Here is a 25404-nt window from a genome sequence, read left to right as displayed (position 1 = left end):
CATGTTTTAATTGAAAAAATCTGTCTGTTAATTGTAATTATCAGGCTCGCGACACAGAACAGTATTAAGAGAGTTGCAAATGAGTTGGTTAGAAAAAATCTTACCTAAAACGACGAAATCATCAGGTCGTAAAGAAATCCCAGAAGGTGTATGGGCTAAATGTACATCGTGTGATTCAATTTTATATAAAGCTGAATTAGAAAAATCTTTAAACGTGTGTCCTAAATGTGACCATCACATGCGTGTAAGTGGCCGTAAACGTCTTGAGCATTTTTTAGATGACGGCGAACGCCAAGAGTTAGGTACTGAGCACGAACCTAAAGATGTTCTTAAATTTAAAGACTCTAAAAAATATTCAGATCGTATTAGTGCAGCTCAAAAAACAAGCGGTGAAAAAGATGCACTAGTTGCAATGAAGGGCCGCTTAAAAGGTATTCCTGTGGCAGCAGTGGCGTTTGAGTTCTCATTTATGGGTGGCTCGATGGCATCGGTTGTAGGCGCACGGTTTGTTGATGCTGTTGACCAATGTTTAGAGCATAATATGCCGCTTATTTGTTTTTCAGCCTCTGGTGGTGCACGCATGCAAGAAGCGCTAATGTCGCTTATGCAAATGGCTAAAACCAGTGCGGCATTAGCAAAAATGACTGAAAAAGGCCTTCCGTTTATTTCAGTGATGACTGACCCAACAATGGGTGGTGTTTCTGCTTCGCTGGCAATGCTAGGTGATATTAATGTTGCTGAACCTAAAGCCTTAATCGGATTTGCGGGCCCTCGTGTAATTGAACAAACCGTTCGTGAAACATTACCAGAAGGTTTTCAGCGTAGTGAATTTTTACTTGAACACGGCGCAATAGACATGATTGTAGACCGCCGTGAAATGCGTGATACCTTGGCACGTATTTTAGCTAAGTTTATGAACTTGCCTTCTACTGAACAAGAGCATAGAGTAGCGTAAATTTAAGCTTTTCTGATTTAACGCTATGACAAAAACAATTCCTAGCCAATCATCAAGCCTTGATGATTGGCTTTTTTATTTAGAAAGTGTTCACCCAGCCAATATTGCAATGGGGCTAGAGCGAGTTGCCGATGTTGCCAATAATATCGGTTTATTAAATACCCCTAGTAAAATAATTCTAATTGGTGGCACAAATGGCAAAGGCACTACTGCCCGTTGTTTAGAGTCGCTGCTTTTGGCACAAGGCTTTAGTGTAGGTACTTATGCGTCTCCTCATTTAATCCGTTATAACGAACGCGTGCGTATTAATGGCAGCGAACTTGACGATCAGTTTCATGTAGATGCATTTCATCAGTTAGAGCAAGGTCGTAAAGACACTCAGCTTACTTACTTTGAATATGGTACCTTGGGTGCGCTCGCTATTTTTAAACGCTTTAGTGTAGATTATGTATTATTAGAAGTTGGTTTAGGCGGACGTTTCGATGCTACAAACATAGTAACTCCATACGCAAGCGTTATTACAACCATCGATTTAGATCACAAAGAGTACCTTGGCGATACCCGAGAGCTGGTGGCGTACGATAAAGCAGGGATATTCCGTGAAGGTACGCCGGCCATTATTGGGGATTTAAATATTCCTCATACAATGACAGATTACGGTTATGAAATTAATGCTAAGATGACATTATCAGGCACTGACTTTAGCTTTAAAGAGCATGCCACAACGTTTAATTGGCAGTTTGAAACACATAACCTTACGCTTAATAAACCTGCAATACCTGCTCAGAATGTAGCAACGGCATTAACAGCGTTAAGCGTATTAAATTTATTACCGAGTGTTGAGGTAATACGCAATTGCTTAGCTAAATTAGTGGTTGAAGGGCGTTTTGAACAATTAAGTGCAGAGCCATTGGTATTTACAGACGTAGCTCACAACCCTGAATCAGCACGTTATTTAGCCAATAAGTTATTAAGTTACAAAGATAAAGGCTTTAAAGTTCACGCATTAGCCGCTATGCTTGCTGATAAAGATAAAGCCGCGGTGCTCAAAGAGCTAAGCCATTTAGTTGATGATTGGTTCCTTGCAAGCTTAGGCGGCCCTCGTGGTGATAGTGCTAATAATTTAAAAGAAGCCCTACAAAGCGTATCTACTCACAACAAGGTACAAAGCTTTGACAGCGTTGCGCAAGCACTTAGTGTTATTTTACCTAAGCAGCAAAGCAATGTTATTTTGATTGTATTTGGTTCATTTTTTACAGTAGCAGATGCTATTCATTATTTTAAAAAATAGAGAGGATATCGGTGAACTCAAGTTTTATTAATCGCTTAGTTGGAACAAGCATAGTGGTGATCGCAGCGATTGTGTTTATCCCGAACATACTTGATGGCGAAAAAGTGCATTACAAGGAAGGCTTTAAAGCGATCCCAGAACGACCTGAGTTCAAAACCATTGACTTGCAAGACTCAATTAATGATCAAGTAGCGATAGCTGAGCCATTAAAGCAAGACAAAATTGAAGATATTTCCCCTGATGATGACATTTTAAAACAAGACGATACGATTGCACAAAGCGATTATGCCAGCGAAGAGAAAATTGTTGAAGCGTCAGCCATACCATCAGCTATAGAAACTGAAGTTGTTGAACCGCAAGTTGCTAAAGCGAAAGAAGAGACTGAAGTTTCCGAACAAGTGGTTAAAGTGGCACCAAAGCCTATCGCACCGCGTAAAAGTGATGAAAACCTAACTGATATGGCTTACGTAGTGCAGTTAGGCAGTTTTTCTCATGCTGCAAATGTAAAAGCATTACAGGCAAAGTTAACTTCAAAAGGCTTTAATACGTTTACTAAACCTGTAAAAACACCTAACGGAACGCTAACAAAAGTGTTTGTTGGCCCGTCACTTGATAAAACGGAGTTGGAAAAACAATTACCAGAGCTTAAAAAGCTCACTAAGCTCAATGGTAAAATAACCCAATACGAAGTGACTAACTAAATAAAAAGGCCTTAAATAACAAGGCCTTTTCATTTGATATAACACAATTCCTTGAGCCACTTTATTACCAGCAGCAATGTTAATTAAATGTTTCATGCCCTCAGCGGTTATCTCCCGTTTAAACTTGCATATTTAGGATGTTTGGGTATAGAATGCGCCCCAAAATAGCGACTAATTGGTTATTATGATCTGGGTTGATTACGCCATTCTAGGCATCATTGCACTGTCTACCATCATCGGTTTAATACGCGGTTTTGTAAAAGAAGCCATGTCATTAGCGGTATGGGCAGGCGCCTTTATCATCTCAAGTTTATTTTACCAATATTTAGCTTCCTTCCTAACAAGTATTTCTGAACCCCTTTTAAGAAATGCGGCGGCCATTGCCATACTCTTCTTTGCGACGCTCCTGTTAGGTGGTTTACTAAACTATATTTTAGGTCAGCTTGTACTTCGTACTGGCTTATCGGGTACTGACCGTGTCTTTGGCATAGTGTTTGGTGCTCTACGAGGCGTGTTGGTCGTGAGCGCGTTACTCTTCTTTCTTGATGCTTTTACTGGTGCACCCAACACGCACTGGTGGGGTAATTCTATTTTGATTCCAGAATTTGGCTTTGTTGTTGAATGGTTTTTTTCATACCTTGAAAACAACTCCAGCTTTTTAAATTCAGTAAACCGTTAATCGGCGAGGATAAATTACATGTGTGGTATCGTTGGAATAGTCGGAACGTCTCCTGTGAATCAGGCGATATATGATGGCTTAACTGTTTTGCAGCATCGTGGGCAAGACGCCGCGGGTATAATTACCATTGAAAATAATACGTTTAGCTTACGTAAAGCAAACGGCTTAGTGAAAGATGTATTTCACACACGTCACATGAAGCGTCTTCAAGGTACCATTGGTATTGGTCATGTACGTTATCCAACAGCAGGCTCTTCTAGCTCATCTGAGGCGCAGCCTTTTTATGTAAATTCACCATTTGGTATCGCCCTTGCGCATAACGGAAACCTTACAAATGCTGAAGAATTAAAAGAACAGTTATTTTCAGAAGCACGACGACATGTTAATACTACGTCTGACTCTGAGATATTGTTGAATATTATGGCGCATGAGCTTAGTCGCTCTGATAAATTGCATTTAGACCCTGAAGATGTATTTACAGCTGTTGCAGAGGTGAACAAAAAAGTAACGGGTGGTTATGCAGCGATTGCTATGATTATAGGCCATGGCGTTGTAGCGTTTCGTGATCCTAACGGTATTCGCCCACTTGTTTTTGGTAAGCGCGAAACTGAAAAAGGCACCGAATACATGTTTGCTTCAGAAAGTGTGGCACTAAAACCAGATGGTTTTGAGTTTATTCGTGATGTAGCCCCAGGCGAAGCCATTTTTGTAACTGAAGATGGACAATTTCACTCGTTAAACTGTGCTGATAAAGTGTCTTACTCGCCTTGTATTTTTGAATTTGTTTATTTTGCACGCCCTGACTCAACAATAGACAGAATGTCAGTGTATGCAACACGCGTAAACATGGGTACTAAGCTTGGTGAAAAAATAGCACGTGAGTGGGCAGATAAAGACATTGATGTGGTTATTCCTATTCCAGAAACTTCGTGTGATGTCGCGCTTGAAATTGCTCGCGTACTTGATTTACCGTATCGCCAAGGCTTTGTTAAAAACCGTTACATTGGCCGTACGTTTATAATGCCTGGTCAAGAAATGCGTAAAAAGTCAGTACGACAAAAACTAAACGCAATTGATCGTGAATTTAAAGGTAAAAATGTATTACTTGTAGATGATTCAATAGTGCGCGGTACTACATCAGCGCAAATTGTCGAAATGGCACGTGAGTCGGGTGCTAAAAATGTTTACTTTGCATCAGCAGCTCCTGAAATACGCTTTCCAAATGTTTATGGGATAGATATGCCATCTGCGGCTGAGCTTATTGCTCATGGCCGTGAAGTTGAAGATATAAACGCAAGTATTGGTTCTGACGGATTAATTTTTCAATCATTAAAAGATCTAATGGCTGCTGTAAGACAGGAAAACCCTGAAATAACACAATTCGAAACGTCGGTATTTGATGGGCAATATATCACCGGCGACATAGATCAAAACTACCTAAACCGAATTGATAAACTGAGAAATGATACCGCTAAAAGTACACGCGAAAGTGCCATGTCATCGGGTTTAGAAATACATAACCAAGAAGAAAACGAGACCGATTAATACTTAGTGTAAACAGGCCGCTTATCTTAATTATAAAAAAGGAGCTTGTTAGCTCCTTTTTTATTGGTTGAACATAGCTTAATTGGCTTGCTTAAAGCACATTATGTAAACATAGGGCTCACAATGCCGTTAGTCCAAAGAATTGCAGTAGCGGCTAAAATAATAACCAACAATATAAGCCCACAAGTCACTACTGAGCTTGCATAAATAAATCCGCGTTCTTGGGGTATATGCATGAGTATGGGCACGCCTGTATAAAGTAAATATACTGAATACGCGAGCGCAACAATACCAGCACACACAACGAACCAAAGTACCGGCCAAAAAGCAGCAAGCGCAGACATAAACACAGGTGTTGCCGTGTAAGCAGCTAGTTCAAGAGTTTGAGTAAAGGTTGGTTTCGAGCCAAAAGTAACCGCCATCCAATGTGCTAGGTATGCAAGTGCAAATACACCGATGATAAGTGCAACATACATGGCTATTGCAATCAGTAAGGCACTGTCGTGGGTTAAAAATACGAGTTCTCCAGTACCAATGCTCCAGCCCAAGTAAACGGATGAGTAATAACCCATTACTGACGGGAATAATGCGATGAGTAAAATATGTGACAAGCTATAGGTTAAACTTTCGTGTCGGTTATCAATTGTTTGCCACTCTTCGAGTGGATGAGCATATAAGCCCCATAGGTGGTTTAATATCATAGTGTGCACTCCGTGTAGGAAGATATTACTGTTTTTGTTGTAGTGTGTTTTTTATACAGTTCATCTACAGTTATGAGCTACATAGTTTACAAAGTCAAGTTAACTAATTTTTAACAAATAAATGAAAGAAGGTTTGATTTAATCAACCTATTAATTCGTGTTAAAATATTTGCTCTGTAAATTTATTAGCAATGAGTATTAACCGTGCCATATAGCCAGCTTTTAGAGCCTATTCATAACTTTTTATTGTGTAAAACACCAACTGAGTGGGTAGATAAGGCAGTTGAAAAAGAAAATTTGTCAGTTATTTTGATAGATCACTTAATTTGTGAATTAAAAGCCGCTCAGTCAGCGATGTTTTTAATTCGTAAATATGCAGTAGATAAAGAAAGCGGTGATGAACTTTTGGCTTGGTTGAAGCCATTTGAAACACTTATTTATAAACGTGAAGGTAATTGGCGTGATTTAGCAGCAAAAAATAGGCTTACAAAATCAATCATTCCTAAGTCTAACTCGCCTTATGGACAAGACTTAATAGATAAAATGGTGTTGTTAATAAAAGAAGAGCTACATCATTTTTATCAAGTGTTAGAGATAATGGACGAGTATGGGGTTGAGTATCAAAGTATAACGCCATGTCGTTACGCAAAAGGGATGTTACGTAATGTAAAAACATTTGAGCCTAATGCACTCGTTGATAAATTAATTGTTGGGGCTTATATTGAGGCTCGCTCATGTGAGCGATTTGCAAAATTAGCACCGCATGTAGATAAACGTTTAGGTGACTTTTATATTTCATTACTGCGTTCTGAGGCGCGTCACTACCAAGATTATTTAGCCTTAGCCCAAGAAATTGCTGACTTTGATATTACAGAACGAGTAAAAGAATTTGGTGAAATTGAAGCTCAATTAATTTTATCAGCAGATGAAGACTTTAAATTTCACAGTGGTACCCCTGCATAACCCTCCTTGTCACACTACTTTCATGGCTGTAGTTATACAGTCATGAGGCTTAAAATTAGACGAATTTCAAACCAGCTTCTACTATATATAAAGTACTTTGGTACATACAAAAATATTAACTATATTTATTAATTTATCAGATGTTTTTTTATATAGGCGGTGAAGGATGTCCGACAGCAATAGTTTGTTTGTATTTGATGAAGAGCTGGAAATAGATGGTTCAAATATAGTAAAAAAAATCAAAGTGCTTACCGTTGAAGACGATCTTAATTATCAGCATGCTTTAACTAATAGTTTAAAAGAAATGACGCCAGAGGATAACTGTGAAATAGAAATACTCACGGCGAATTCAGTCTCTCAGGCTGCATTAGTGTTGAGCTTGCATCCAGATATAGCACTTACCTTTATAGATGTTGTTATGGAGGATGACGACTCAGGTCTTAGGCTTGTGAGTACCATAAGGGAAGTGATTGGTAACGCAGACATGCGTATTGTTTTGTTGACCGGTCAACCTGGATTTGCACCCGAACAGCAAATAATGAAGTCGCTAGATATAGACGAATACTGGAATAAATCGGACGTTTCGGCTGAAAAATTGCAGTCAATTGTGACCAGTAACCTTCGCACTTGGAAATACATCACACAAATTGCCTCAGCCAGAAAAGGCCTTCAATTAGTATTAGATGCCTCAAGAAGTATAAACAGCAAACACGATATGCGGTCTTTTTCTAAGGCTGTTTTAGAAGAAATAAGTAATATTTTAAACGTAACTGAGGGTGGGGGTATTATGTGTTCCACTCAAACTAATGGCGAGATTATTAAAGCGCATATCTCTACTGCTAACGGATGTTTTGATGGATTTGAAGGGAGGCTTGTTGACGAGAAAATTTTGCTTCCACAAATTTATAGTGATTTTGAACGTGCTTTAGATGAAAAAAGGCATATTTTTTCTGAACACCACACTGTATTTTATTTTTGTAACAAAGAAATAGCAGGCGAAAGTTACATAACTATTGTTCAGTCAGATAATGAAATATCTGAACAAAACGAGTATTTATTAAAAGTTTTTAGCGAAAATGTAAGTACGGGCTTTAGTAATATTGCCTTGCTTAATAAACTTACAGAGCTTGCGTATACAGATGTATCGTTAAACATGCATAACCGAAACTGGCTTACGCGTGAAATAAAAAATATGAACCTTCACGAGCAGTATCAAACACGTTTACTTGTTTTTGAAGTCGAACAATTTGAAGAAAAAGCCTTTACGTTTGGTCACGACTTCTGTCAAAAACTCTTAAAAGAGGTTTACAATAATCTAATTACTATTTTTGATGGTTACTCAGCGCGCATAGCCATTATTAACAACAGTAGCTTTGGATTGCTAGTAAACGCTAATTTTGATATTACCGACGAAATGATAGCTAGCCTTATTAGGCAAAAGTGTGTAATTACCTCCGTAAAACAATATGCTGATTTGAGAATTCTCGATTTAGCGCTAAGTACTGTTTTAAACATTATACCTGAAAAAATAATAAGCATTGCTGAATCCAGCTTAAACGATAGCCAAAGCGCTTCTTTAAAATATATTAAGCATACCCAAGAAAAAACAGAGGCACTTACCAACCGTTACAGTTTAATGGCTCGATTACGAAGAGTGATTGGGGCAGGCTCTTTGCAAGTAGCCTTACAGCCTAAAATGGACTTAGTAAACTTAACCCCTGTGGGATTTGAAGCGCTAGCACGTTGGCAGGTGGATGACGGCAGTTTTGTAAACCCAGACATATTTATTGAACTTGCTGAAACAGCGGGATTAATTAGTGAATTAGACAGCGTTATTTTTGATAAAATAATAGAAACTATTCATAAGCTCAGTGAGTTAGGCGTAAATTTACCTGTTGCCTTTAATGCATCGGCTTTTGATTTGGTAGACTCTGATTATTGTAAAAGCATTCTTCATAAATTAGATAAAGCGAATATCCCTCCTGAAATGCTTGAACTCGAAATTACAGAAACACAGGCAATCAGTAATTACGATTTAATTAGAGGATCGTTAGATCAGTTTATGGCGCTGGGTATAAAAGTAAGTATTGATGACTTTGGAACGGGTTATTCTTCTATTTCTCACATTACAGAAATACCTGCAAATACTCTTAAAATAGACAAGTGTTTTTTAAATAATATTGATGGTAATGATAATAACCAATATATTTTTGAAATGATTGTTAATTTAGCCAAACGATTTGAGTTTTCTATTATTGTTGAAGGTGTTGAAACGTCAGAGCAATGTGATTGGGTTAAAAAAATAGGTTGTGATGTTGCACAAGGGTACTACTTTTCAAAACCACTGTTTTTTGACGATTTAACAACATGGTTAAAGCAATATGGAAAAGTTTGATCATAAAACCTCACCAAGTTTAAATAACAAGCATATTTATATAAAAGCATTCTTTATTGTGTTTGCCGCTAGCGCAATTGCTGTTTTGGTTTATTGGCAAGTTTACCAAGCTAGGTTAGCAGTGGTTCAAGATAACCACGATGATAAGTTATCTTTAGTGCAAACGGAGTTTGTAAAAGAATTAAGCAGTATAAAAAAATTAACGCAAGTTTTAGCAGACAACAAAAACCTAAAAAGGGGTAATAAACTCAGATATATGTTCAGAGACCGAAAATCCATACGAAGCATAAATGATTACTTCGTTAACTTTGGGTTATTATCGCCTATTATTTCGCAAATTCGCTGGATTGATATTACCGGGAACGAACGTTTTAGAGTTGACTTTAAAAACGGTGAGGCAAAAGTTGTTAAGCAAAAAGAACTGCAAAATAAAATGTCACGTTATTACTTTAGGCAAGGAATAGCCATTGAAGCACCTGATTCCTTTTTATCAAAAATTGATTTAAACATGGAGCATGGTTCAATTGTTGAACCCTACGTGCCCACCATGCGAGTAACCTATCGCACTAGCTCAAGTGATTATATTGTAGATGGACTAATCATAATTAACTTTGATTTATCCGCGTTTTTTCAGCGAATTAGAAGTTACTCCTCTGACAATAATCAGGTAAATATTGTAAACAAAGAGGGGTTTTGGCTTTTTAACAATGATGAGTCTAAACAATGGGGGTTTATGCTCTCAAGGCCTGAACTAACACTGGGTAATAGCAACCCGCAGCTTTGGGAGTTAATGCTGAAGCATAAAGAAATTGCACAAAGGTATTATGACGAAAGTGTTTATACCATAGATACACTCCCGACTATTTTTTCAAAAAAGCACAACGAAACACTCAATGAGGTTATTTATATTTATATAAAAAGTAAAAATACCCTATTAACTAAAATTCAACTAACAGCACTGAGCTACGCTGGGTTGAGTGCTTTTGTACTTTTGGTTATTGGTGGCTTTATTTTGTATAGAGAACATTGCTACGCAAAAGTGCTGAGAAAGTTATTTGATGAGTTACGTGCCGAAAAATTGGAGTTAGACTCGGTAAATAATGAGTTGTCTAACACCATTAGGCAGCAGCAACTTTTACAAGACAGTTTTGTTGAAGCGCAAAAGCTATCTTCACTAGGAATGCTTGTAGCAGGCGTAGCACATGAGATGAATACACCCATTGGAGGCGCTATTATTTCGGTGACGAATGCCGAGTCTGTAATGAGTCGCCTGAATGAAGGCATTAAAACTGGGTTAACAAAGTCTTTGCTTGAAAGTAGTGTTTTAAGTTTAGATGATAATTTAGGATTAGCGAAGGTCAACCTCGATAAAGCCGCCGTGCTCGTTAAAAGCTTTAAAAAAATGGCTATTGATAGAAATAATGAAGAGTTTATTGAGTGTAATATTGAGGCAATAATAAAAGAGTTGTTGATAGCCCTGAATTCACGATTAAAAACATCTAAAATTAAAATTATTACTCGGTTTGATGATGATTACACACTAAAAAGCCGACCAGGCATTATTTCGCAAGTAGTTGAAAATTTAATAATGAATGCGCTTAACCATGCATTTGAAGAAAATCAGTCTGGTGAGATTGAGATTAGGGTTTATAAAAGTCAAAAAGGTGACGTGAATATTTCTGTATCTGATACAGGTTGCGGGATTGATAAGCAGCAGCAAACTGTTATTTTTGAACCTTTTCATACGTCAGCGCGCGGTAAAGGGAATATAGGGCTTGGGCTTTATATGGTCTCTCAATGGGTAACTCAAATACTGAAAGGGCAGCTGAATTTAGACTCGGATCCACAGCGAGGTGAAAAATATAAAACGCGATTCACGATTACATTACCGGATAAATAACAAAAAATGGTTTATTACCTATGAAGCGATAAATGTTTATATTTTAAAATTCAAAAAAATTATGCTGTTTTAGTTTACATAAAAGGGGTATGAACTAGCTGTTGTCCATTAGGTGTTACGACGAGGTAAGAGCCTTGTTCGTACCAGTCACCTAAAACAGTGCGTGTAAGCGTTTGACCATTTAAAGAATACGTATGCACTTTAGGTCGGTGTGTATGGCCATGAATCATATTTTTTACATTATGCTTGTCAAAGGTTTCAAGTACGGCGTTATCTACCACGTCTAATATTTCTATGGGTTTATCGGCTTGGCTCAGTTTACTTTTTTCTCGTGCGTTGCGTGCTATTTTTTTTCTATACCATAGCGGCATCGCTAGCATTAATTTTGGCCACCACCAACCGCGGCTTTTTTTACGAAATTTTTGATATTCTACATCTTGGGTGCACATTTCATCACCATGTAAAATAACAGTAGGTGTACCGTAAAGATCTATAACGGTTTGTTCGTCTAACAATGTTATACCTGCTAACTCTGCATACTGTTCACGAAGAATAAAGTCGCGGTTACCATGAATAAAGTAGACTGGAATGCCTGAATCACTTACCGCTTTAAGCTGTGTAGCTACATTACGCGCTAGTTCAGTGACGTAGTCATCACCTACCCACACTTCAAAAAAATCACCTAAAATATAAAGCGCATCAACGTTCTGATTTAAAATGTTAGATTCTAAAAATTTAAAAAAAGCAGCGCTAATATCAGGTCTGTTTTCAGTTAAATGTAAATCAGCAATAAAATACGTTTTTTGAGTCATAGGGGTGTCTTTTTGATAAAAATAAAGCGGGCGTATGCATTTTGCATAAACACCCGCTGATTCTCCAATATTACGTCGGTAAACGTACTATTAGCTAACAGTAACGTTTTCGATGATCACGTCTTCAAGAGGCACGTCTTGGTGAAATCCGTTACTCCCTGTAGCTACACCTTTAATTTTTTCTACAATGTCCATGCCTTCAACTACTTCAGCAAACACACAGTAACCCCAGCCTTGAGATGTTTCGCTGCTGTGGTTTAAGAAATCGTTGTTGTTAACATTAATAAAAAACTGTGCTGTAGCAGAATGTGGATCTGGCGTACGTGCCATTGCTAAAGTACCTACTTTGTTAGATAGGCCGTTGTTAGCTTCGTTTTGAATTGGATCGTTAACGTCTTTTTGTTCCATACCTGAAACAAAACCACCGCCTTGAACCATAAAGCCATCGATTACACGGTGAAAAATAGTACCGTTGTAAAAACCTGCGTTTGCATACTTTAAAAAGTTTTTTACTGTGTTTGGAGCTTCTTGGTCAAACATTTTAATGGTGATGTCACCAAAATTTGTGTGTAGAACAACCATGTGGTTTCCTATATCTGGTTTAAATAGTCGCACTATTTTATCTTAGTTAGCTAAGATTAACAAAGCGCTAGAGCCCATGCTTTTCAAGTGGTAACATACATTTTCTTGATAATAGTGAAGGACACCAACTAAATGGTACAAATATACAACACACTGACACGACAAAAAGAACAATTTAAACCCATGGTCGATGGTAAAATCGACATGTACGTGTGTGGTATCACCATTTACGATTACTGTCATATTGGTCATGCGCGCACATTTGTTGGGTTTGACGTCATTGTTCGTTACCTTCGTCATATTGGTTACAATTTAAAGTACGTGCGTAATATTACCGACGTAGACGATAAAATTATTAAACGTGCAAATGAAAATGGCGAGTCAATAAATGATTTAACACTTCGCATGACTAAAGCCATGCATGAAGATTTTGACAGCCTAAACATGCTGCGTCCTGATGTAGAACCAACAGTAACAGGGCACATGGATGAAATTATTGAAATGGTTGAGCGCTTAATAGCAAAAGGACATGCTTATGTTGCAGCCGACGGGGACGTGTTATTTGATGTATCAACGTTTGAGCAATACGGTGCGCTTTCTCAACAAGATTTAAGTATGCTGCAATCGGGTTCACGCGTTGAAGTAGCTCAAGATAAAGACGACCCTCTTGACTTTGTTTTATGGAAGAAAGCGAAAGCTGGTGAACCATCATGGTCATCGCCATGGGGAGAAGGACGCCCGGGTTGGCATATTGAATGTTCGGCAATGAGCTCTAAACATTTAGGTGAACATTTTGATATTCATGGTGGGGGCTCTGATTTACAGTTTCCGCATCATGAAAATGAAATTGCGCAGTCATGCTGTGCCAACAATGGTAAGTATGTAAATACGTGGATCCATACGGGTATGGTACAAGTAAATAAAGAAAAAATGTCTAAGTCGCTAGATAATTTTTTCACTGTTCGCGATGTGTTAAAAGAGTATGATCCTGAGTCGGTTCGTTACTTTTTAATATCAGGACATTATCGAAGCCAACTTAATTACTCGCAAGAGAACTTAGACCAGGCTCGTTCATCACTTGAACGTATTTATACCGCTTTGCGTGACGTTAAACCAATCGAGTGTGAGCTTGAGGGTAATGAGTTTGTTGCCAAATTCAGAAAAGCGATGGACGATGATTTTAATACTCCAGAGGCTTTACCTGTTATGTTTGAGCTGGCAAAAGAGTTAAATCGCGTAAAAGAAAGCGATATCACATATGCAGGTCAACTCGCGTTTATATTACGTACCCTAGGCGAAGTGCTAGGCGTCGCACAACAAGCGCCAGAAGCGTTTTTACAAGGTGGGCAGGGCGACGATGAAGTTGCAACAATAGAAGCGTTAATTGTAAAACGTAACGATGCTCGCGCCAGTAAAAATTGGGCTGCAGCCGACGAAGCACGCGATGCGCTTAATGCATTAGGTGTAATACTTGAAGATTCAGCCGGTAAAACAACCTGGCGTAAAGCGTAAGTGTTTTAAACAATAGCTTTAAAATAAAAAGGGTTGCCAATTGGCAACCCTTTTTATTTATATAAGCCTAGCTGTGATATTTTTCACATGCCTCTAGTGTATTTTCAATTAGGCTCGCAACAGTCATTGGGCCAACCCCGCCAGGTACAGGGGTAATAAAGTGAGCTTTTTGCTCTGCAATGCTGTATTCAACGTCGCCTACTAATTTACCTGTATCCAAACGGTTAATGCCAACATCAATAACAATGGCACCTTCTTTTATCCAATCTCCAGGGATAAACTCAGGCTTACCTACAGCCACTACAAGCAAGTCAGCACGGCGAACATGTGTTTCTAAATCTTGTGTAAATTTATGACATACCGTTGTTGTACAACCTGCTAGTAATAATTCGAGCGACATAGGTCGCCCTACAATATTGGATGCGCCAACCACGACCGCATGCATACCTTTATAACGTACGCCGGTAGAATCTAGTAAAGTAATAATACCCTTTGGTGTGCAAGGACGAAGAGCAGGCATACGCTGTGCTAAACGGCCTATATTGTAAGGGTGAAAACCATCAACATCTTTATGTGGTGTAATACGTTCTAAAATTTTCTCTGCATCGAGCCCGTCAGGTAGAGGTAACTGCACTAAAATGCCATCGACTTCTGCATCATTATTTAGCTCATCAATTAAACTTAAAAGAGCATCTTCTTTTGTGTCTGCAGGTAAATCAAATGATTTTGAAATAAAACCAACTTCTTCACAGGCTTTACGCTTTGAACCAACATAAACTTGGCTTGCTGGATCAAGTCCTACAAGTACTACTGCAAGTCCGGGGGCGCGTAATCCTTTAGAAACGCGTTCACTTACGCGTTGTGCAACTGTACTACGTACTTGTTTTGCGATTGCTTTACCATCAATGATGTTTGCCGTCATGGGTGACCTTTAATTGGGGTTAATTAACTAGATACCGATACTTTAAAAATGAACGCATAATAAAAAGGGGATATACGCTTATAAAGATAATAATAACTTTATTTTTTCATTTTATATTACCTGCGCTATTTTCGCAGAAAAGCATTGCAGCGCCAAGTTGCTTTTCATCTATATAGTACTAGAGTAATTAAATAGTTTAAATTTCAGTCTTCTATTATAATATTTAGCCATTGTGGGCTAAAAATGACCACTTGATTTGTTTTCTTAAAAAAACGTTTGACCTAACCCCGTCAAATCACTATTATGCACCCCGTTGTCAACGAGGTCACTTGTAGATAATAGTAAGTAACGGCGATTAGCGCAGTTTGGTAGCGCACTTGGTTTGGGTCCAAGGGGTCGCAGGTTCAAATCCTGCATCGCCGACCATTTTTTTATAATTTAATTATAATCGAATAGCTTATTGGTAAACTATGAAGTTTTCGATGCGCCCATAGCTCAGCTGGATAGAGCAACGCCCTTCTAAGGCGTCGGTCGAAGGTTCGAATCCTTCTGGGTGCGCCATTTGAAAACACGTAAATATAGCGGTGATTGTAGCTCAGTTGGTAGAGCCCCGGATTGTGATTCCGGTTGTCGTGGGTTCGAGCCCCATCAGTCACCCCATTTACACAGAATAACGGCGATTAGCGCAGTTTGGTAGCGCACTTGGTTTGGGTCCAAGGGGTCGCAGGTTCAAATCCTGCATCGCCGACCACTTTCTCAAAGTGGTTTTAAACTCTTAGTTTAATTGTTCTGTATGAAAAAGAAGCTTAGCCTTCAATGTCGGCGATTAGCGCAGTTTGGTAGCGCACTTGGTTTGGGTCCAAGGGGTCGCAGGTTCAAATCCTGCATCGCCGACCATTTTCTCATCAATAACTCCTCTGTGTTAAATCTCAAAAATAGAATATTCTATTACAACAATTAAAGTCCGTTTAAAGTATTAAAAACACTGCATAGCCTGTTTTTTACTCGGTTAGGTACTGTAGTACCCAATCTACCCCAAATAATTGCCCCCCATACTCGACTATCATAAATATTAGGTTATAATGCCGCGTCTATTGTTTAACATAGTGCCCTAAGGGCAAAGCAACAATGGTATCTCATGGTAGCGACGGATGCTTTTAAGTGTGAAAAATCGCTTAAACTTTATCAAGACTCATGCAGATCACTTTGTTTGTAAGGAAGGCGAACAGTCGCCAAAATTGAATATTGAGGTAAATCATGCAAGTTTCTGTTGAGACGACCCAAGGCCTTGAGCGCCGTATAACTATCACCGTTCCTGCAGAGAACGTTGAGACCGAAGTAAAAAAACGCCTACAACAACTGTCAAAAACACAGCGTATAGATGGTTTCCGTGCTGGTAAAGTTCCTGTATCTGTAATTAACAAGCGTTTTGGCGCTGCAGTTCGTCAAGAAGTTGCTGGCGAAGTAATGCAACGTAACTACATTGAAGCAATCGTTGCTGAAAAAATTAACCCTGCTGGCGCGCCTTCATTCGCTCCTAAATCACTTGAAGCAGGTAAAGATTTAGAATTCTCAGCAACATTTGAAGTTTACCCTGAAGTTGAAGTTCAAGGTTTAGACAAAATTGCTGTTGAAAAACCAGCGGTAACAGTAACTGACGAAGATTTAGCAAATATGCTAGAAACACTTCGTAAGCAACATGCTGCGTGGGCTGAAGTTGAAGCTGCTGCTGGCGAGAACGATCGTGTAACGGTTGATTTTGTAGGTACTATTGACGGTGAGGTATTTGAAGGCGGTAAAGCTGATGACTTCCCATTAGAGCTTGGCCAAGGTCGTATGATCCCAGGTTTTGAAGATAATATCGTTGGTAAAAAAGCAGGCGAAGAAGTTGTTGCAGATGTAACATTCCCTGAAGATTACCATGCTGAAAACCTTAAAGGTAAAGCAGCTCAATTCACTATCACAGTGAAAAAAGTTGAAGCACAAGAACTTCCTGAATTAAGCGAAGAGTTTGCAACTAAATTCGGTGTTACCGAAGGCGGCGTAGACGCGCTTAAAGAAGAAGTTAAAAAGAACATGACGCGTGAACTTGACCAAGCGGTTAAAGCTAACGTTAAAGACCAAGCAATTAAAGGTCTTTTAGAAAATAACGAAATTGAAGTGCCAAAAGCACTTGTTGATCAAGAAGTTGACGCACTACGTCAGCAAGCAGCTCAACGTTTTGGTGGCGACGCTAAAAACATGCCTGAGCTTCCTGCTGAATTGTTCCATGAGCAAGCTGTAACGCGTGTTAAAACTGGCCTTTTATTAGGTGAAGTGATCAAAGCTAACGACATCAAAGTTGATGATGCTAAAGTTGAAGCATTAATCGCTACAGTTGCTTCTGCATACGAAGATCCAACTGAAGTAGTAGAATACTACAAAGCAAATGATCAACTTATGCAACAAATGCGTAATGTTGCAATGGAAGAGCAAGCTGTTGAAGCTATTTTAGCTAAAGCAAATGTTTCTGACGTTGAAAAAGCGTTTGATGACATCATGAATCCGCAGCAAGGTGCTTAATAAGTCATTGACTTAAGCTCTCGCTAACGATTAAATGGCTCGTGTTACACTGTTTAAACAGCGTGCCCGGGCCATTTTTAGTTTTTGGCTCTTAATTTGCGAAAAACGATAACTATGCTTCCTTATAATAAGGATAAGTATAAGCGCATAAGGAATTAAATAAGTATGAATACTGGTATTACAGATCCCCTAAATGCATTGGTCCCTATGGTTGTTGAGCAAACACCAAAAGGTGAGCGCTCGTATGATATTTATTCGAGACTTTTAAAAGAGCGTATTATTTTTTTAACAGGCCAAGTTGAAGACAACATGGCAAACCTGATTTTAGCACAAATGCTGTTTTTAGAATCAGAGAACCCTGATAAAGATATATTTCTATACATAAATTCACCGGGTGGCTCAGTAACTGCAGGTATGGCAATTTACGACACAATGAACTTCATCAAGCCTGATGTAAGCACCATTTGTGTAGGACAAGCAGCAAGCATGGGCGCATTTTTGCTTACAGCTGGCGCTAAAGGTAAACGTTTTTGTTTACCTAACTCACGCGTAATGATTCACCAACCTTTAGGTGGTTTCCAAGGTCAAGCTTCTGACTTTGAAATACATGCTAAAGAAATACTATCTATTAAAGATAAGCTAAATCGCTTAATGGCAGAACATACTGGTCAGCCGTTAGATGTGATTTCAAAAGATACTGATCGTGATAATTTCATGAGCGCGTCAGAAGCTGTAGAGTACGGCTTAGTTGACTCAGTATTTGCAAATCGCGATAAAAAGTAAGCGCTTGGTGAGCAGGGGACCTGTTAATCACTTTTAGTTACTATGCGAAAAACAATAAATTTTGTTATAGTTAAGCGTATTGAAATAGCCACCATCAATTTTGGTGGCCAACGTAATAAGATGAGGTAGCTGAATGTCTGACACTCCTACAGACGGCGACAAAAGTAATAAATTGTTATACTGCTCTTTTTGTGGCAAGAGCCAGCACGAAGTACGCAAATTAATTGCAGGCCCTTCAGTATACGTTTGTGATGAATGTGTAGAGTTGTGTAACGATATTATCAGGGAAGAGATCAAAGACATTGCTCCTAAGCATGACTCGTCTGATAAACTACCTGTTCCAAAAGAAATTCGTAAACACCTAGACGACTACGTAATTGGCCAAGACCATGCAAAAAAAGTATTGTCTGTTGCTGTTTATAACCATTATAAACGTTTACGTAATCAATCAACCAAGCAAGATATCGAGCTTAGTAAAAGTAATATTTTGCTAATAGGCCCAACTGGTAGTGGTAAAACATTATTAGCTGAGACGTTAGCTCGTTTACTTGATGTACCATTCACAATGGCTGATGCAACGACACTTACTGAAGCAGGTTACGTAGGTGAGGATGTAGAAAACATTATTCAAAAACTATTGCAAAAATGTGATTACGATGTGGAAAAAGCACAGCGTGGCATCGTGTACATTGATGAAATAGACAAAATTTCTCGTAAATCAGATAACCCATCAATCACACGTGATGTATCGGGTGAAGGTGTGCAACAAGCATTACTCAAGCTGATTGAGGGTACGATTGCTTCTGTTCCGCCACAAGGTGGGCGTAAACATCCGCAGCAAGAATTTTTGCAAGTAGACACTTCTAAAATATTGTTTATCTGTGGTGGTGCGTTCTCAGGGCTTGATAAAGTAATTGAGCAACGTAGCCATAAAAATACTGGTATTGGCTTTGGTGTTAGTGTTAAAGAGTCTGCAGAGGCACGTTCATTAAGCGAAACGTTTAAAGACGTAGAACCTGAAGATTTAGTAAAATACGGTTTAATACCTGAATTTATTGGCCGTTTACCAGTAGTTGCTACACTAACAGAGCTAGATGAAGCCGCTTTGGTACAAATTCTAAGTGAGCCTAAAAATGCGATTACTAAGCAGTTCTCAGTATTGTTTGGTATGGAAGATGTAGAGCTTGAGTTCCGTGATGATGCTTTATCTGCGATTGCTCACAAAGCCATGGTACGTAAAACGGGTGCACGTGGCCTGCGTTCAATCGTAGAAGGTATTTTATTGGATACCATGTACGAACTTCCATCTATGGACGATGTGAGTAAAGTGGTGATTGACGAAACGGTAATTAAAGGTGAGTCAGACCCAATCTTGATATATGAAAATAACAATCAAGATAAAGCTGCATCTGAATAGTTTTTAAGCTATTTGCATTAAAAAGGAGCCTAAGGCTCCTTTTTTTATAATTAATTTAAACGAGTCGGGGAAAATTGTTGAACTTTAATGTGGTTATCCCCATATACTTGAGTAATCTTTTAAATAAATGAAGTGCGAAGAGAAATATAATGACGCTTGAGAGAACCGACCAAGTCGAAATCCCAGTGCTAGCACTGCGCGATGTTGTGGTGTACCCACACATGGTGATCCCGCTTTTTGTAGGCCGTGAAAAATCAATAAAATGCCTAGAGGCGGCAATGGACAAAGACAAACAAATTTTCTTGGTTGCACAAAAAGATGCAACTGTAGACGAACCAGAGCAGGATGATATTTATCGCATTGGTACTATTGCCACTGTACTTCAATTATTAAAACTTCCCGACGGGACAGTGAAAGTATTGGTAGAAGGTACCCAGCGCGCTGAGATCAAAGATTTTGTTGATAATGATGATTTTTTTGTTGCCAATGCTCAATTCATTGAATCTGATTTAATTGATGAACAAGAGCAAGATGTATTTATTCGAAGCGCAATTAGCCAATTTGAAGGTTACGTAAAGCTCAATAAAAAAATTCCACCGGAAGTACTTACTTCGGTATCAGGTATCGATGAACCTGCGCGCCTCGCAGATACGATGGCTGCGCACATGCCTTTAAAAGTACCTGAAAAACAAAAGGTGCTAGAAATTTCAAGCGTGACAGAGCGTTTGGAATACTTAATGGCGCTCATGGAAGGTGAAATCGACTTATTACAAGTTGAGAAAAAAATCCGTACCCGCGTTAAAAAGCAGATGGAAAAATCCCAGCGAGAGTATTACCTCAACGAGCAAATGAAAGCTATTCAAAAAGAGCTTGGCGAACTTGATGATGTTCCAGATGAGTTTGAAGCGCTGAAAAAGCGTATTGAAGAATCGGGCATGTCATCAGAGGCGCAAGAAAAAGCCACGACAGAACTTAATAAGCTTAAGATGATGTCGCCAATGTCTGCTGAGGCAACGGTTGTGCGTTCTTACATCGATACATTAATTAATGTGCCATGGAAAAAACGTTCAAAAGTTAAAAAAGATTTGGCTGGTGCACAAAAAATACTAGACAGTGAGCACCATGGCCTCGATAAAGTTAAAGAACGCATTTTAGAGTACCTCGCGGTACAACAACGGACTAACAAGCTTAAAGGTCCTATTCTGTGTTTAGTTGGGCCTCCTGGTGTTGGTAAAACATCACTTGGTCAGTCTATTGCGCGCTCCACTGGACGTAAATATATTCGTATGGCACTAGGTGGTGTTCGTGATGAAGCCGAAATTCGTGGCCACCGTCGAACTTACATTGGTTCTATGCCAGGTAAGTTGATTCAAAATATGACAAAAGTGGGGGTTAAAAACCCATTATTTTTATTAGATGAAATTGACAAAATGTCTTCAGACATGCGCGGCGATCCGGCTTCAGCATTGCTAGAAGTGCTCGATCCTGAACAAAACAGTCATTTTGCTGATCACTACTTAGAGGTCGATTTTGATTTATCGGATGTTATGTTTGTCGCTACTTCAAATAGCTTTAACATCCCGGGTCCTCTTTTAGACCGTATGGAAGTTATTCGTTTGTCAGGTTACACCGAAGATGAAAAGCTTAATATCGCCAAAGAGCACCTGATCACTAAGCAAGTAAAGCGTAACGGTTTAAAAGAGCATGAGATTGAAATAGACGACAGTGCCATTATCGGCATTATTCGTTATTACACCCGTGAAGCCGGTGTGCGTAATCTAGAGCGAGAAATTTCTAAGCTGTGTCGTAAGGCAGTTAAAAATATTTTAATTGAAAAAGACACCAAAACGGTGACTATCAATCAAGATAACTTAGAAGAGTATTTAGGCGTACAACGTTTTGACTATGGTAAAGCAGAAGACGGTGATCGTATTGGTCAAGTTACGGGTCTTGCTTGGACCGAGGTTGGTGGTGATTTGCTAACCATCGAATGTGCTGCCGTGCCAGGTAAAGGTAAACTGACTTACACGGGTTCACTTGGCGATGTAATGCAAGAGTCGATTCAAGCAGCAATGACCGTTGTGCGTAATCGTGCTGATACATTCCGTATTAATAGCGATTTTTACGAAAAACGCGACATACACGTTCACGTACCTGAAGGTGCAACACCAAAAGATGGTCCAAGTGCGGGTGCAGCCATGGTGACTGGTCTGGTGTCGAGCTTAACAGGTAACCCAGTTAAAGCTGATGTTGCTATGACTGGCGAAATAACGCTTCGTGGTGAAGTTTTGCCTATTGGTGGTTTAAAAGAGAAATTACTCGCGGCACACCGTGGTGGAATAAAAACCGTTATTATTCCAAAAATTAACGAGCGTGACTTAAAAGAGATACCTGAAAATGTGCTTGCAGGTCTTGATATTCACCCCGTTACATGGATAGATGAGGTGCTGAAGCTTGCTTTAGTGCATCCTGTTGAGAGTTTTTCAGTCGAAACAGAAAAAAAGCAGTAAAAAACGCAAAAAAAGTGCTTTTTAGGGCTTTTCAAATCTAAACGGTATGATAAGTTAAGCACTGGTTTTCAAGCCTAGGCCTTATGTGGCCTAGGCTCAAGAAAAATATAATCATGTGAGCATTACAAGTTTGCTCTAAAATTTTCAAAAAAGTGATGTTAGTTTAAAAAACCATCGCTCTTGATAATAACAATGAAAGAGGATGATATTGTGAATAAATCTCAATTAATCGATCAAATCGCAGCTGACGCTGACATTTCTAAAGCGGCTGCAGGTCGTGCACTTGATTCATTCATCGAATCTGTATCTGGCGCGCTAAAAGACGGCGATTCAGTTGCACTTGTTGGTTTTGGTACTTTCTCAGTGCGTGAACGTGCTGCACGAGCTGGCCGTAACCCACAAACTGGTGAAACTATTCAAATTGCTGCTGCAAACATTCCAGCTTTCAAAGCCGGTAAAGCGCTTAAAGACGCAGTAAACTAATCATTTTTTTAAACAGATTAGTTATGGCGAAAGTAAAGTTACTTAATCAGCCTAACCGTTGAATTGGGTAACTTTACCGCTAGTTACTTCAAGTGAAAAAGCGTATCTGGTAAGATACGCTTTTTTTACATGTGACAAGGTATTAAACCTTGATCAAAAAGAGATAAACAAATGCTTGAGAAAATCAGAGAAGGTTCGCAAGGACCTGTAGCCAAAATAATTTTAGGCGCGGTGATTTTATCTTTTGCTTTAGCAGGGATCGGTAGTTACCTAGGTCAAACCACGGAACAACCTGTTGCTGAAGTAAACGGAGTTAAAATTAGCCAAACGGAATTTAACCGTGCGTATCAAAACGAACGTAATCGATTAGAGCAACAATTTGGTGAGTACTTTACACAAATTGCTGCAGATCCAAATTATATGGCACAAATTCGTCAAGGTGTCATTGACCGCTTAGTACAACAAGAATTGCAATCACAGCTAGCGGCAGAATTAGGCCTTCGCGTAAGCGATGACACAGTTCGTAAAACAATTTTAGAATTACCTTATTTCCAACTTGGTGATAAATTTAATAACGATCGTTATTTACAAGTAATTCGCCAAATGAACTTCCAACCGGATACATTTCGTGAGTATCTTCGCGAAGACATGACGCGTAGCCAACTAGTATCTGCGGTTGCAGGCACAGACTTTGCGCTTGAAAGCGAACTTAAAAGTGCTATTGCACTTCAACAACAAACTCGTAGCATTGATTATTTAGTAATAAATAAAGAAGCGCTTGCAGCGAGTGTTGAAGTATCAGAGCAAGAAGTTTCAGATTACTACGACCTAAACGCATCACAGTTTTTATCACCAGAGCTTATTTCTGTAAATTATGTTGAACTAAAAGCTGAGAACATCACGGTTGCTTCGGTTATGGAAGAAGATGTTAAAGCATACTACGAGCAAAATAAGGCACAATATGTTGAGCCTGAAAAACGCCGTGTATCGCATATTTTAATAGATAACAGTGAAGACGATGATGCTGCAAAAGCAAAAGTAGATGCTCTTTACGCTGAACTTCAACAAGGTGCTGACTTTGCACAGCTAGCAGAATCTTCATCTGATGACATCGTTAGCGCTGAGATGGGCGGCGATCTTGATTGGATTGAACGTGATGTAATGGACCCAGCATTTGAAGACGCAGCATTTTCACTTGAAGCGAAAGGCGACTTTTCAGAAGTGGTTACATCAGAATTTGGTTACCACATCATTAAACTTACTGATATTCAGCCACAGCAAGTTAAAGCATTTGATGACGTGAAAGCTGATCTACGCGCTGAACTAGAGCGTGCCGAGAAAATAGACGCGTTTTACGATAAGCAAACAGAAATGGGTGCAATTGCGTTTGAAATTTCAGACCGTTTAGATGATGCAGCAGAAGTTGCTGAACTAGAAGTTAAGTCAACTCCTCTTTTAGCATTAAACGCCTTACCTGAGCCGCTAAACACTCCAGCTGTAGTTGCAGCTCTTACATCAGTTGACCTACTGGAAGACAAAGTGAACTCTGAGGTTATTGAGTTAGGTGATGAGCACATTGTTATTGTGCGCATAAACGAGCATCAACCAGCGTCAACTAAACCGCTAAGTGAAGTAAGCGAGCAAATTAAAACACGCCTAGTTAATGAAAAGTCGTCTGAGCTTGCAAAAGATAAAGCGCGTAGTTTGTTTGCTGAGCTACAGTCGGGTAAGAGTTTGAACGATATTGCTACTGAACAAAGTTTAACGCTTCGTCAAGAGCCACAACTAAATCGTCAAAGCTTTGCTGTATCGCCTGCGATTGTTACTCAGGCCTTTAAAATGGCTCACCCAGCAGATACTGCAGTGGTTGATGTTGTTGATTTAAATAACGGTGATGCAGCCATTGTTGCACTTAACTCAGTAACAGATGCTGCCGTGACCGCTGACATTGACCCACAAGCTAAACAAAGTATTACAATGGCACAAGCGAACAAAAACTATATGGTATTTATAGAGTCGCTTAAAGCTAAAGCTGAGCTTAATTTACCTGTAGTTGAGCAAGCTGCTGAATAAATTAATTTAAGTTATTTAAAAGGCGCCTTGAGCGCCTTTTTTATTGTTTTGAATTCGGATGTGCTTTTACCATTGCGTAATAATACTCATCATTTTATGGGGCTAGATAGGCCTCGCAATAAATTCAATACGATTACCGCTAGGCTCTCTTATCATCATTTGTCGCGCAGGGCCTTTACCTAAATTCTCTGGTGCAAATTCTATAGCAATATTATTTTGCATTTTTAAGTGTTTGTGCAGCTTGCTTAACTTTCGGTGTTGTTCAACACTGAGTGCTAAATGGTGTAGGCCTACATTTTCTGATTGATTAAACGCTACACGTTTTTCATCATTCTTAACTCGCCACAATGTAATGATTGTTTTTTTATTAGATAAAAAGTAAGCAGGATAAGTCGCATCATTTCCAACCACTTTAAAACCAAGTACATCAGTAAAAAACACCTTAGATGAATCTAAATCTGAAACTGTTAAACCTAAATGATCGATTCCGCCAACCCAGTTTTTAACTTTGTTAGGAGTATCGGCAATAGCAGAAGTAGATAAGAGCAGTAGGGGAGTAATGCTAAGTAGTGTGTGTTTGAGCATGGAGTGGCCTTGTTAAAAAGCAAAAGTTAATAA

Annotated in this window: 20 protein-coding genes and 5 tRNA genes; 20 read left to right on the top strand and 5 right to left on the bottom strand. The window is 39.1% G+C overall.

Going from position 1 to position 25404, the window contains the following annotated elements:
- The first annotated feature begins 79 nt into the window (after positions 1-79).
- The 5 genes from accD to purF all read left to right on the top strand — a co-directional run bounded on the left by accD (position 80) and on the right by purF (position 5171).
- Entirely contained in the window at positions 80-955 is an 876-nt protein-coding gene (gene accD / locus AC27I2_RS12190) for an acetyl-CoA carboxylase, carboxyltransferase subunit beta (RefSeq protein WP_219422462.1), read from the top strand.
- Between the two features lie 25 nt (positions 956-980).
- Positions 981-2246, top strand: coding sequence for a bifunctional tetrahydrofolate synthase/dihydrofolate synthase (gene folC / locus AC27I2_RS12185; protein WP_487204420.1), 1266 nt, complete (start codon positions 981-983; stop codon positions 2244-2246).
- 11 nt (positions 2247-2257) lie between these two features.
- Positions 2258-2947, top strand: coding sequence for an SPOR domain-containing protein (locus tag AC27I2_RS12180; protein ID WP_058405740.1), 690 nt, complete (start codon positions 2258-2260; stop codon positions 2945-2947).
- Positions 2948-3131: 184 nt separating this feature from the next.
- On the top strand, positions 3132-3626 hold the full coding sequence (locus tag AC27I2_RS12175) for a CvpA family protein (RefSeq protein WP_006793890.1): 495 nt from the start codon (positions 3132-3134) through the stop codon (positions 3624-3626).
- A gap of 18 nt (positions 3627-3644) precedes the next feature.
- Positions 3645-5171: an amidophosphoribosyltransferase gene (gene purF, locus AC27I2_RS12170; protein WP_058405739.1), complete on the top strand. Its 1527-nt coding sequence runs from the start codon at positions 3645-3647 to the stop codon at positions 5169-5171.
- Between the two features lie 101 nt (positions 5172-5272).
- Here the strand turns inward: purF and AC27I2_RS12165 are convergent, their stop codons facing one another.
- Positions 5273-5872: a Yip1 family protein gene (locus AC27I2_RS12165; protein WP_487204419.1), complete on the bottom strand. Its 600-nt coding sequence runs from the start codon at positions 5870-5872 to the stop codon at positions 5273-5275.
- 204 nt (positions 5873-6076) lie between these two features.
- Between AC27I2_RS12165 and miaE the strand changes: the two genes are divergently transcribed.
- From miaE to AC27I2_RS12150, 3 genes are all read left to right on the top strand, one after another.
- Complete coding sequence (gene miaE, locus AC27I2_RS12160; protein WP_487204418.1) at positions 6077-6835, top strand: tRNA isopentenyl-2-thiomethyl-A-37 hydroxylase MiaE; 759 nt, start codon at positions 6077-6079, stop codon at positions 6833-6835.
- A 166-nt stretch (positions 6836-7001) separates the two neighbouring features.
- Positions 7002-9230, top strand: a complete 2229-nt coding sequence (locus AC27I2_RS12155; RefSeq protein WP_487204417.1) for an EAL domain-containing protein — start codon at positions 7002-7004, stop codon at positions 9228-9230.
- The gene (locus AC27I2_RS12150) at positions 9217-11130 is read left to right on the top strand and encodes a sensor histidine kinase (protein ID WP_219422470.1); all 1914 of its coding nucleotides are present in this window, start codon (positions 9217-9219) and stop codon (positions 11128-11130) included. The genes AC27I2_RS12155 and AC27I2_RS12150 overlap by 14 nt, the downstream gene beginning before the upstream one ends.
- Positions 11131-11204: 74 nt before the next feature.
- On the opposite strand, the gene AC27I2_RS12145 is transcribed toward AC27I2_RS12150, so the two are convergent.
- Together AC27I2_RS12145 and AC27I2_RS12140 are read right to left on the bottom strand one after the other, a co-directional pair.
- On the bottom strand, positions 11205-11942 hold the full coding sequence (locus AC27I2_RS12145; RefSeq protein WP_487204416.1) for a UDP-2,3-diacylglucosamine diphosphatase: 738 nt from the start codon (positions 11940-11942) through the stop codon (positions 11205-11207).
- A 90-nt stretch (positions 11943-12032) separates the two neighbouring features.
- Positions 12033-12524 (bottom strand): peptidylprolyl isomerase, encoded by a 492-nt coding sequence (locus AC27I2_RS12140; RefSeq protein ID WP_487204415.1) that lies wholly within the window; start codon positions 12522-12524, stop codon positions 12033-12035.
- Between the two features lie 132 nt (positions 12525-12656).
- Between AC27I2_RS12140 and cysS the strand changes: the two genes are divergently transcribed.
- Positions 12657-14036: a cysteine--tRNA ligase gene (cysS, locus tag AC27I2_RS12135; RefSeq protein ID WP_487204414.1), complete on the top strand. Its 1380-nt coding sequence runs from the start codon at positions 12657-12659 to the stop codon at positions 14034-14036.
- 67 nt (positions 14037-14103) lie between these two features.
- On the opposite strand, the gene folD is transcribed toward cysS, so the two are convergent.
- Positions 14104-14958: a bifunctional methylenetetrahydrofolate dehydrogenase/methenyltetrahydrofolate cyclohydrolase FolD gene (gene folD, locus AC27I2_RS12130; protein WP_219422476.1), complete on the bottom strand. Its 855-nt coding sequence runs from the start codon at positions 14956-14958 to the stop codon at positions 14104-14106.
- 349 nt (positions 14959-15307) lie between these two features.
- On the opposite strand from folD, the gene AC27I2_RS12125 reads away from it, so the two are divergent.
- From AC27I2_RS12125 to AC27I2_RS12075, 11 genes are all read left to right on the top strand, one after another.
- Positions 15308-15384 (top strand) — tRNA-Pro (locus tag AC27I2_RS12125).
- A gap of 58 nt (positions 15385-15442) precedes the next feature.
- A tRNA-Arg gene (locus tag AC27I2_RS12120) sits at positions 15443-15519 on the top strand.
- A gap of 23 nt (positions 15520-15542) precedes the next feature.
- Positions 15543-15618: transfer RNA gene (locus tag AC27I2_RS12115), tRNA-His, on the top strand.
- Between the two features lie 14 nt (positions 15619-15632).
- Positions 15633-15709: transfer RNA gene (locus tag AC27I2_RS12110), tRNA-Pro, on the top strand.
- A 69-nt stretch (positions 15710-15778) separates the two neighbouring features.
- A tRNA-Pro gene (locus AC27I2_RS12105) sits at positions 15779-15855 on the top strand.
- Positions 15856-16215: 360 nt separating this feature from the next.
- Positions 16216-17520, top strand: a complete 1305-nt coding sequence (gene tig / locus AC27I2_RS12100; protein WP_058405731.1) for a trigger factor — start codon at positions 16216-16218, stop codon at positions 17518-17520.
- Between the two features lie 165 nt (positions 17521-17685).
- The gene (gene clpP, locus AC27I2_RS12095; RefSeq protein ID WP_008126622.1) at positions 17686-18303 is read left to right on the top strand and encodes an ATP-dependent Clp endopeptidase proteolytic subunit ClpP; all 618 of its coding nucleotides are present in this window, start codon (positions 17686-17688) and stop codon (positions 18301-18303) included.
- Positions 18304-18436: 133 nt separating this feature from the next.
- Positions 18437-19720, top strand: a complete 1284-nt coding sequence (gene clpX / locus AC27I2_RS12090; RefSeq protein WP_058405730.1) for an ATP-dependent protease ATP-binding subunit ClpX — start codon at positions 18437-18439, stop codon at positions 19718-19720.
- 149 nt (positions 19721-19869) lie between these two features.
- Entirely contained in the window at positions 19870-22230 is a 2361-nt protein-coding gene (gene lon / locus AC27I2_RS12085) for an endopeptidase La (RefSeq protein ID WP_058405729.1), read from the top strand.
- A gap of 186 nt (positions 22231-22416) precedes the next feature.
- Complete coding sequence (locus AC27I2_RS12080; RefSeq protein WP_286364811.1) at positions 22417-22713, top strand: HU family DNA-binding protein; 297 nt, start codon at positions 22417-22419, stop codon at positions 22711-22713.
- Between the two features lie 171 nt (positions 22714-22884).
- The gene (locus tag AC27I2_RS12075; protein ID WP_219422484.1) at positions 22885-24786 is read left to right on the top strand and encodes a SurA N-terminal domain-containing protein; all 1902 of its coding nucleotides are present in this window, start codon (positions 22885-22887) and stop codon (positions 24784-24786) included.
- A 102-nt stretch (positions 24787-24888) separates the two neighbouring features.
- On the opposite strand, the gene AC27I2_RS12070 is transcribed toward AC27I2_RS12075, so the two are convergent.
- On the bottom strand, positions 24889-25371 hold the full coding sequence (locus AC27I2_RS12070; RefSeq protein ID WP_487204413.1) for a VOC family protein: 483 nt from the start codon (positions 25369-25371) through the stop codon (positions 24889-24891).
- Positions 25372-25404 lie beyond the last annotated feature (33 nt).

The sequence above is a fragment of the Pseudoalteromonas sp. NH0006-46 genome (assembly GCF_057547735.1).
The sequence above is the reverse complement of the archived record's forward strand: the minus strand, read 5'-3'. Positions and strand labels throughout refer to the sequence as shown.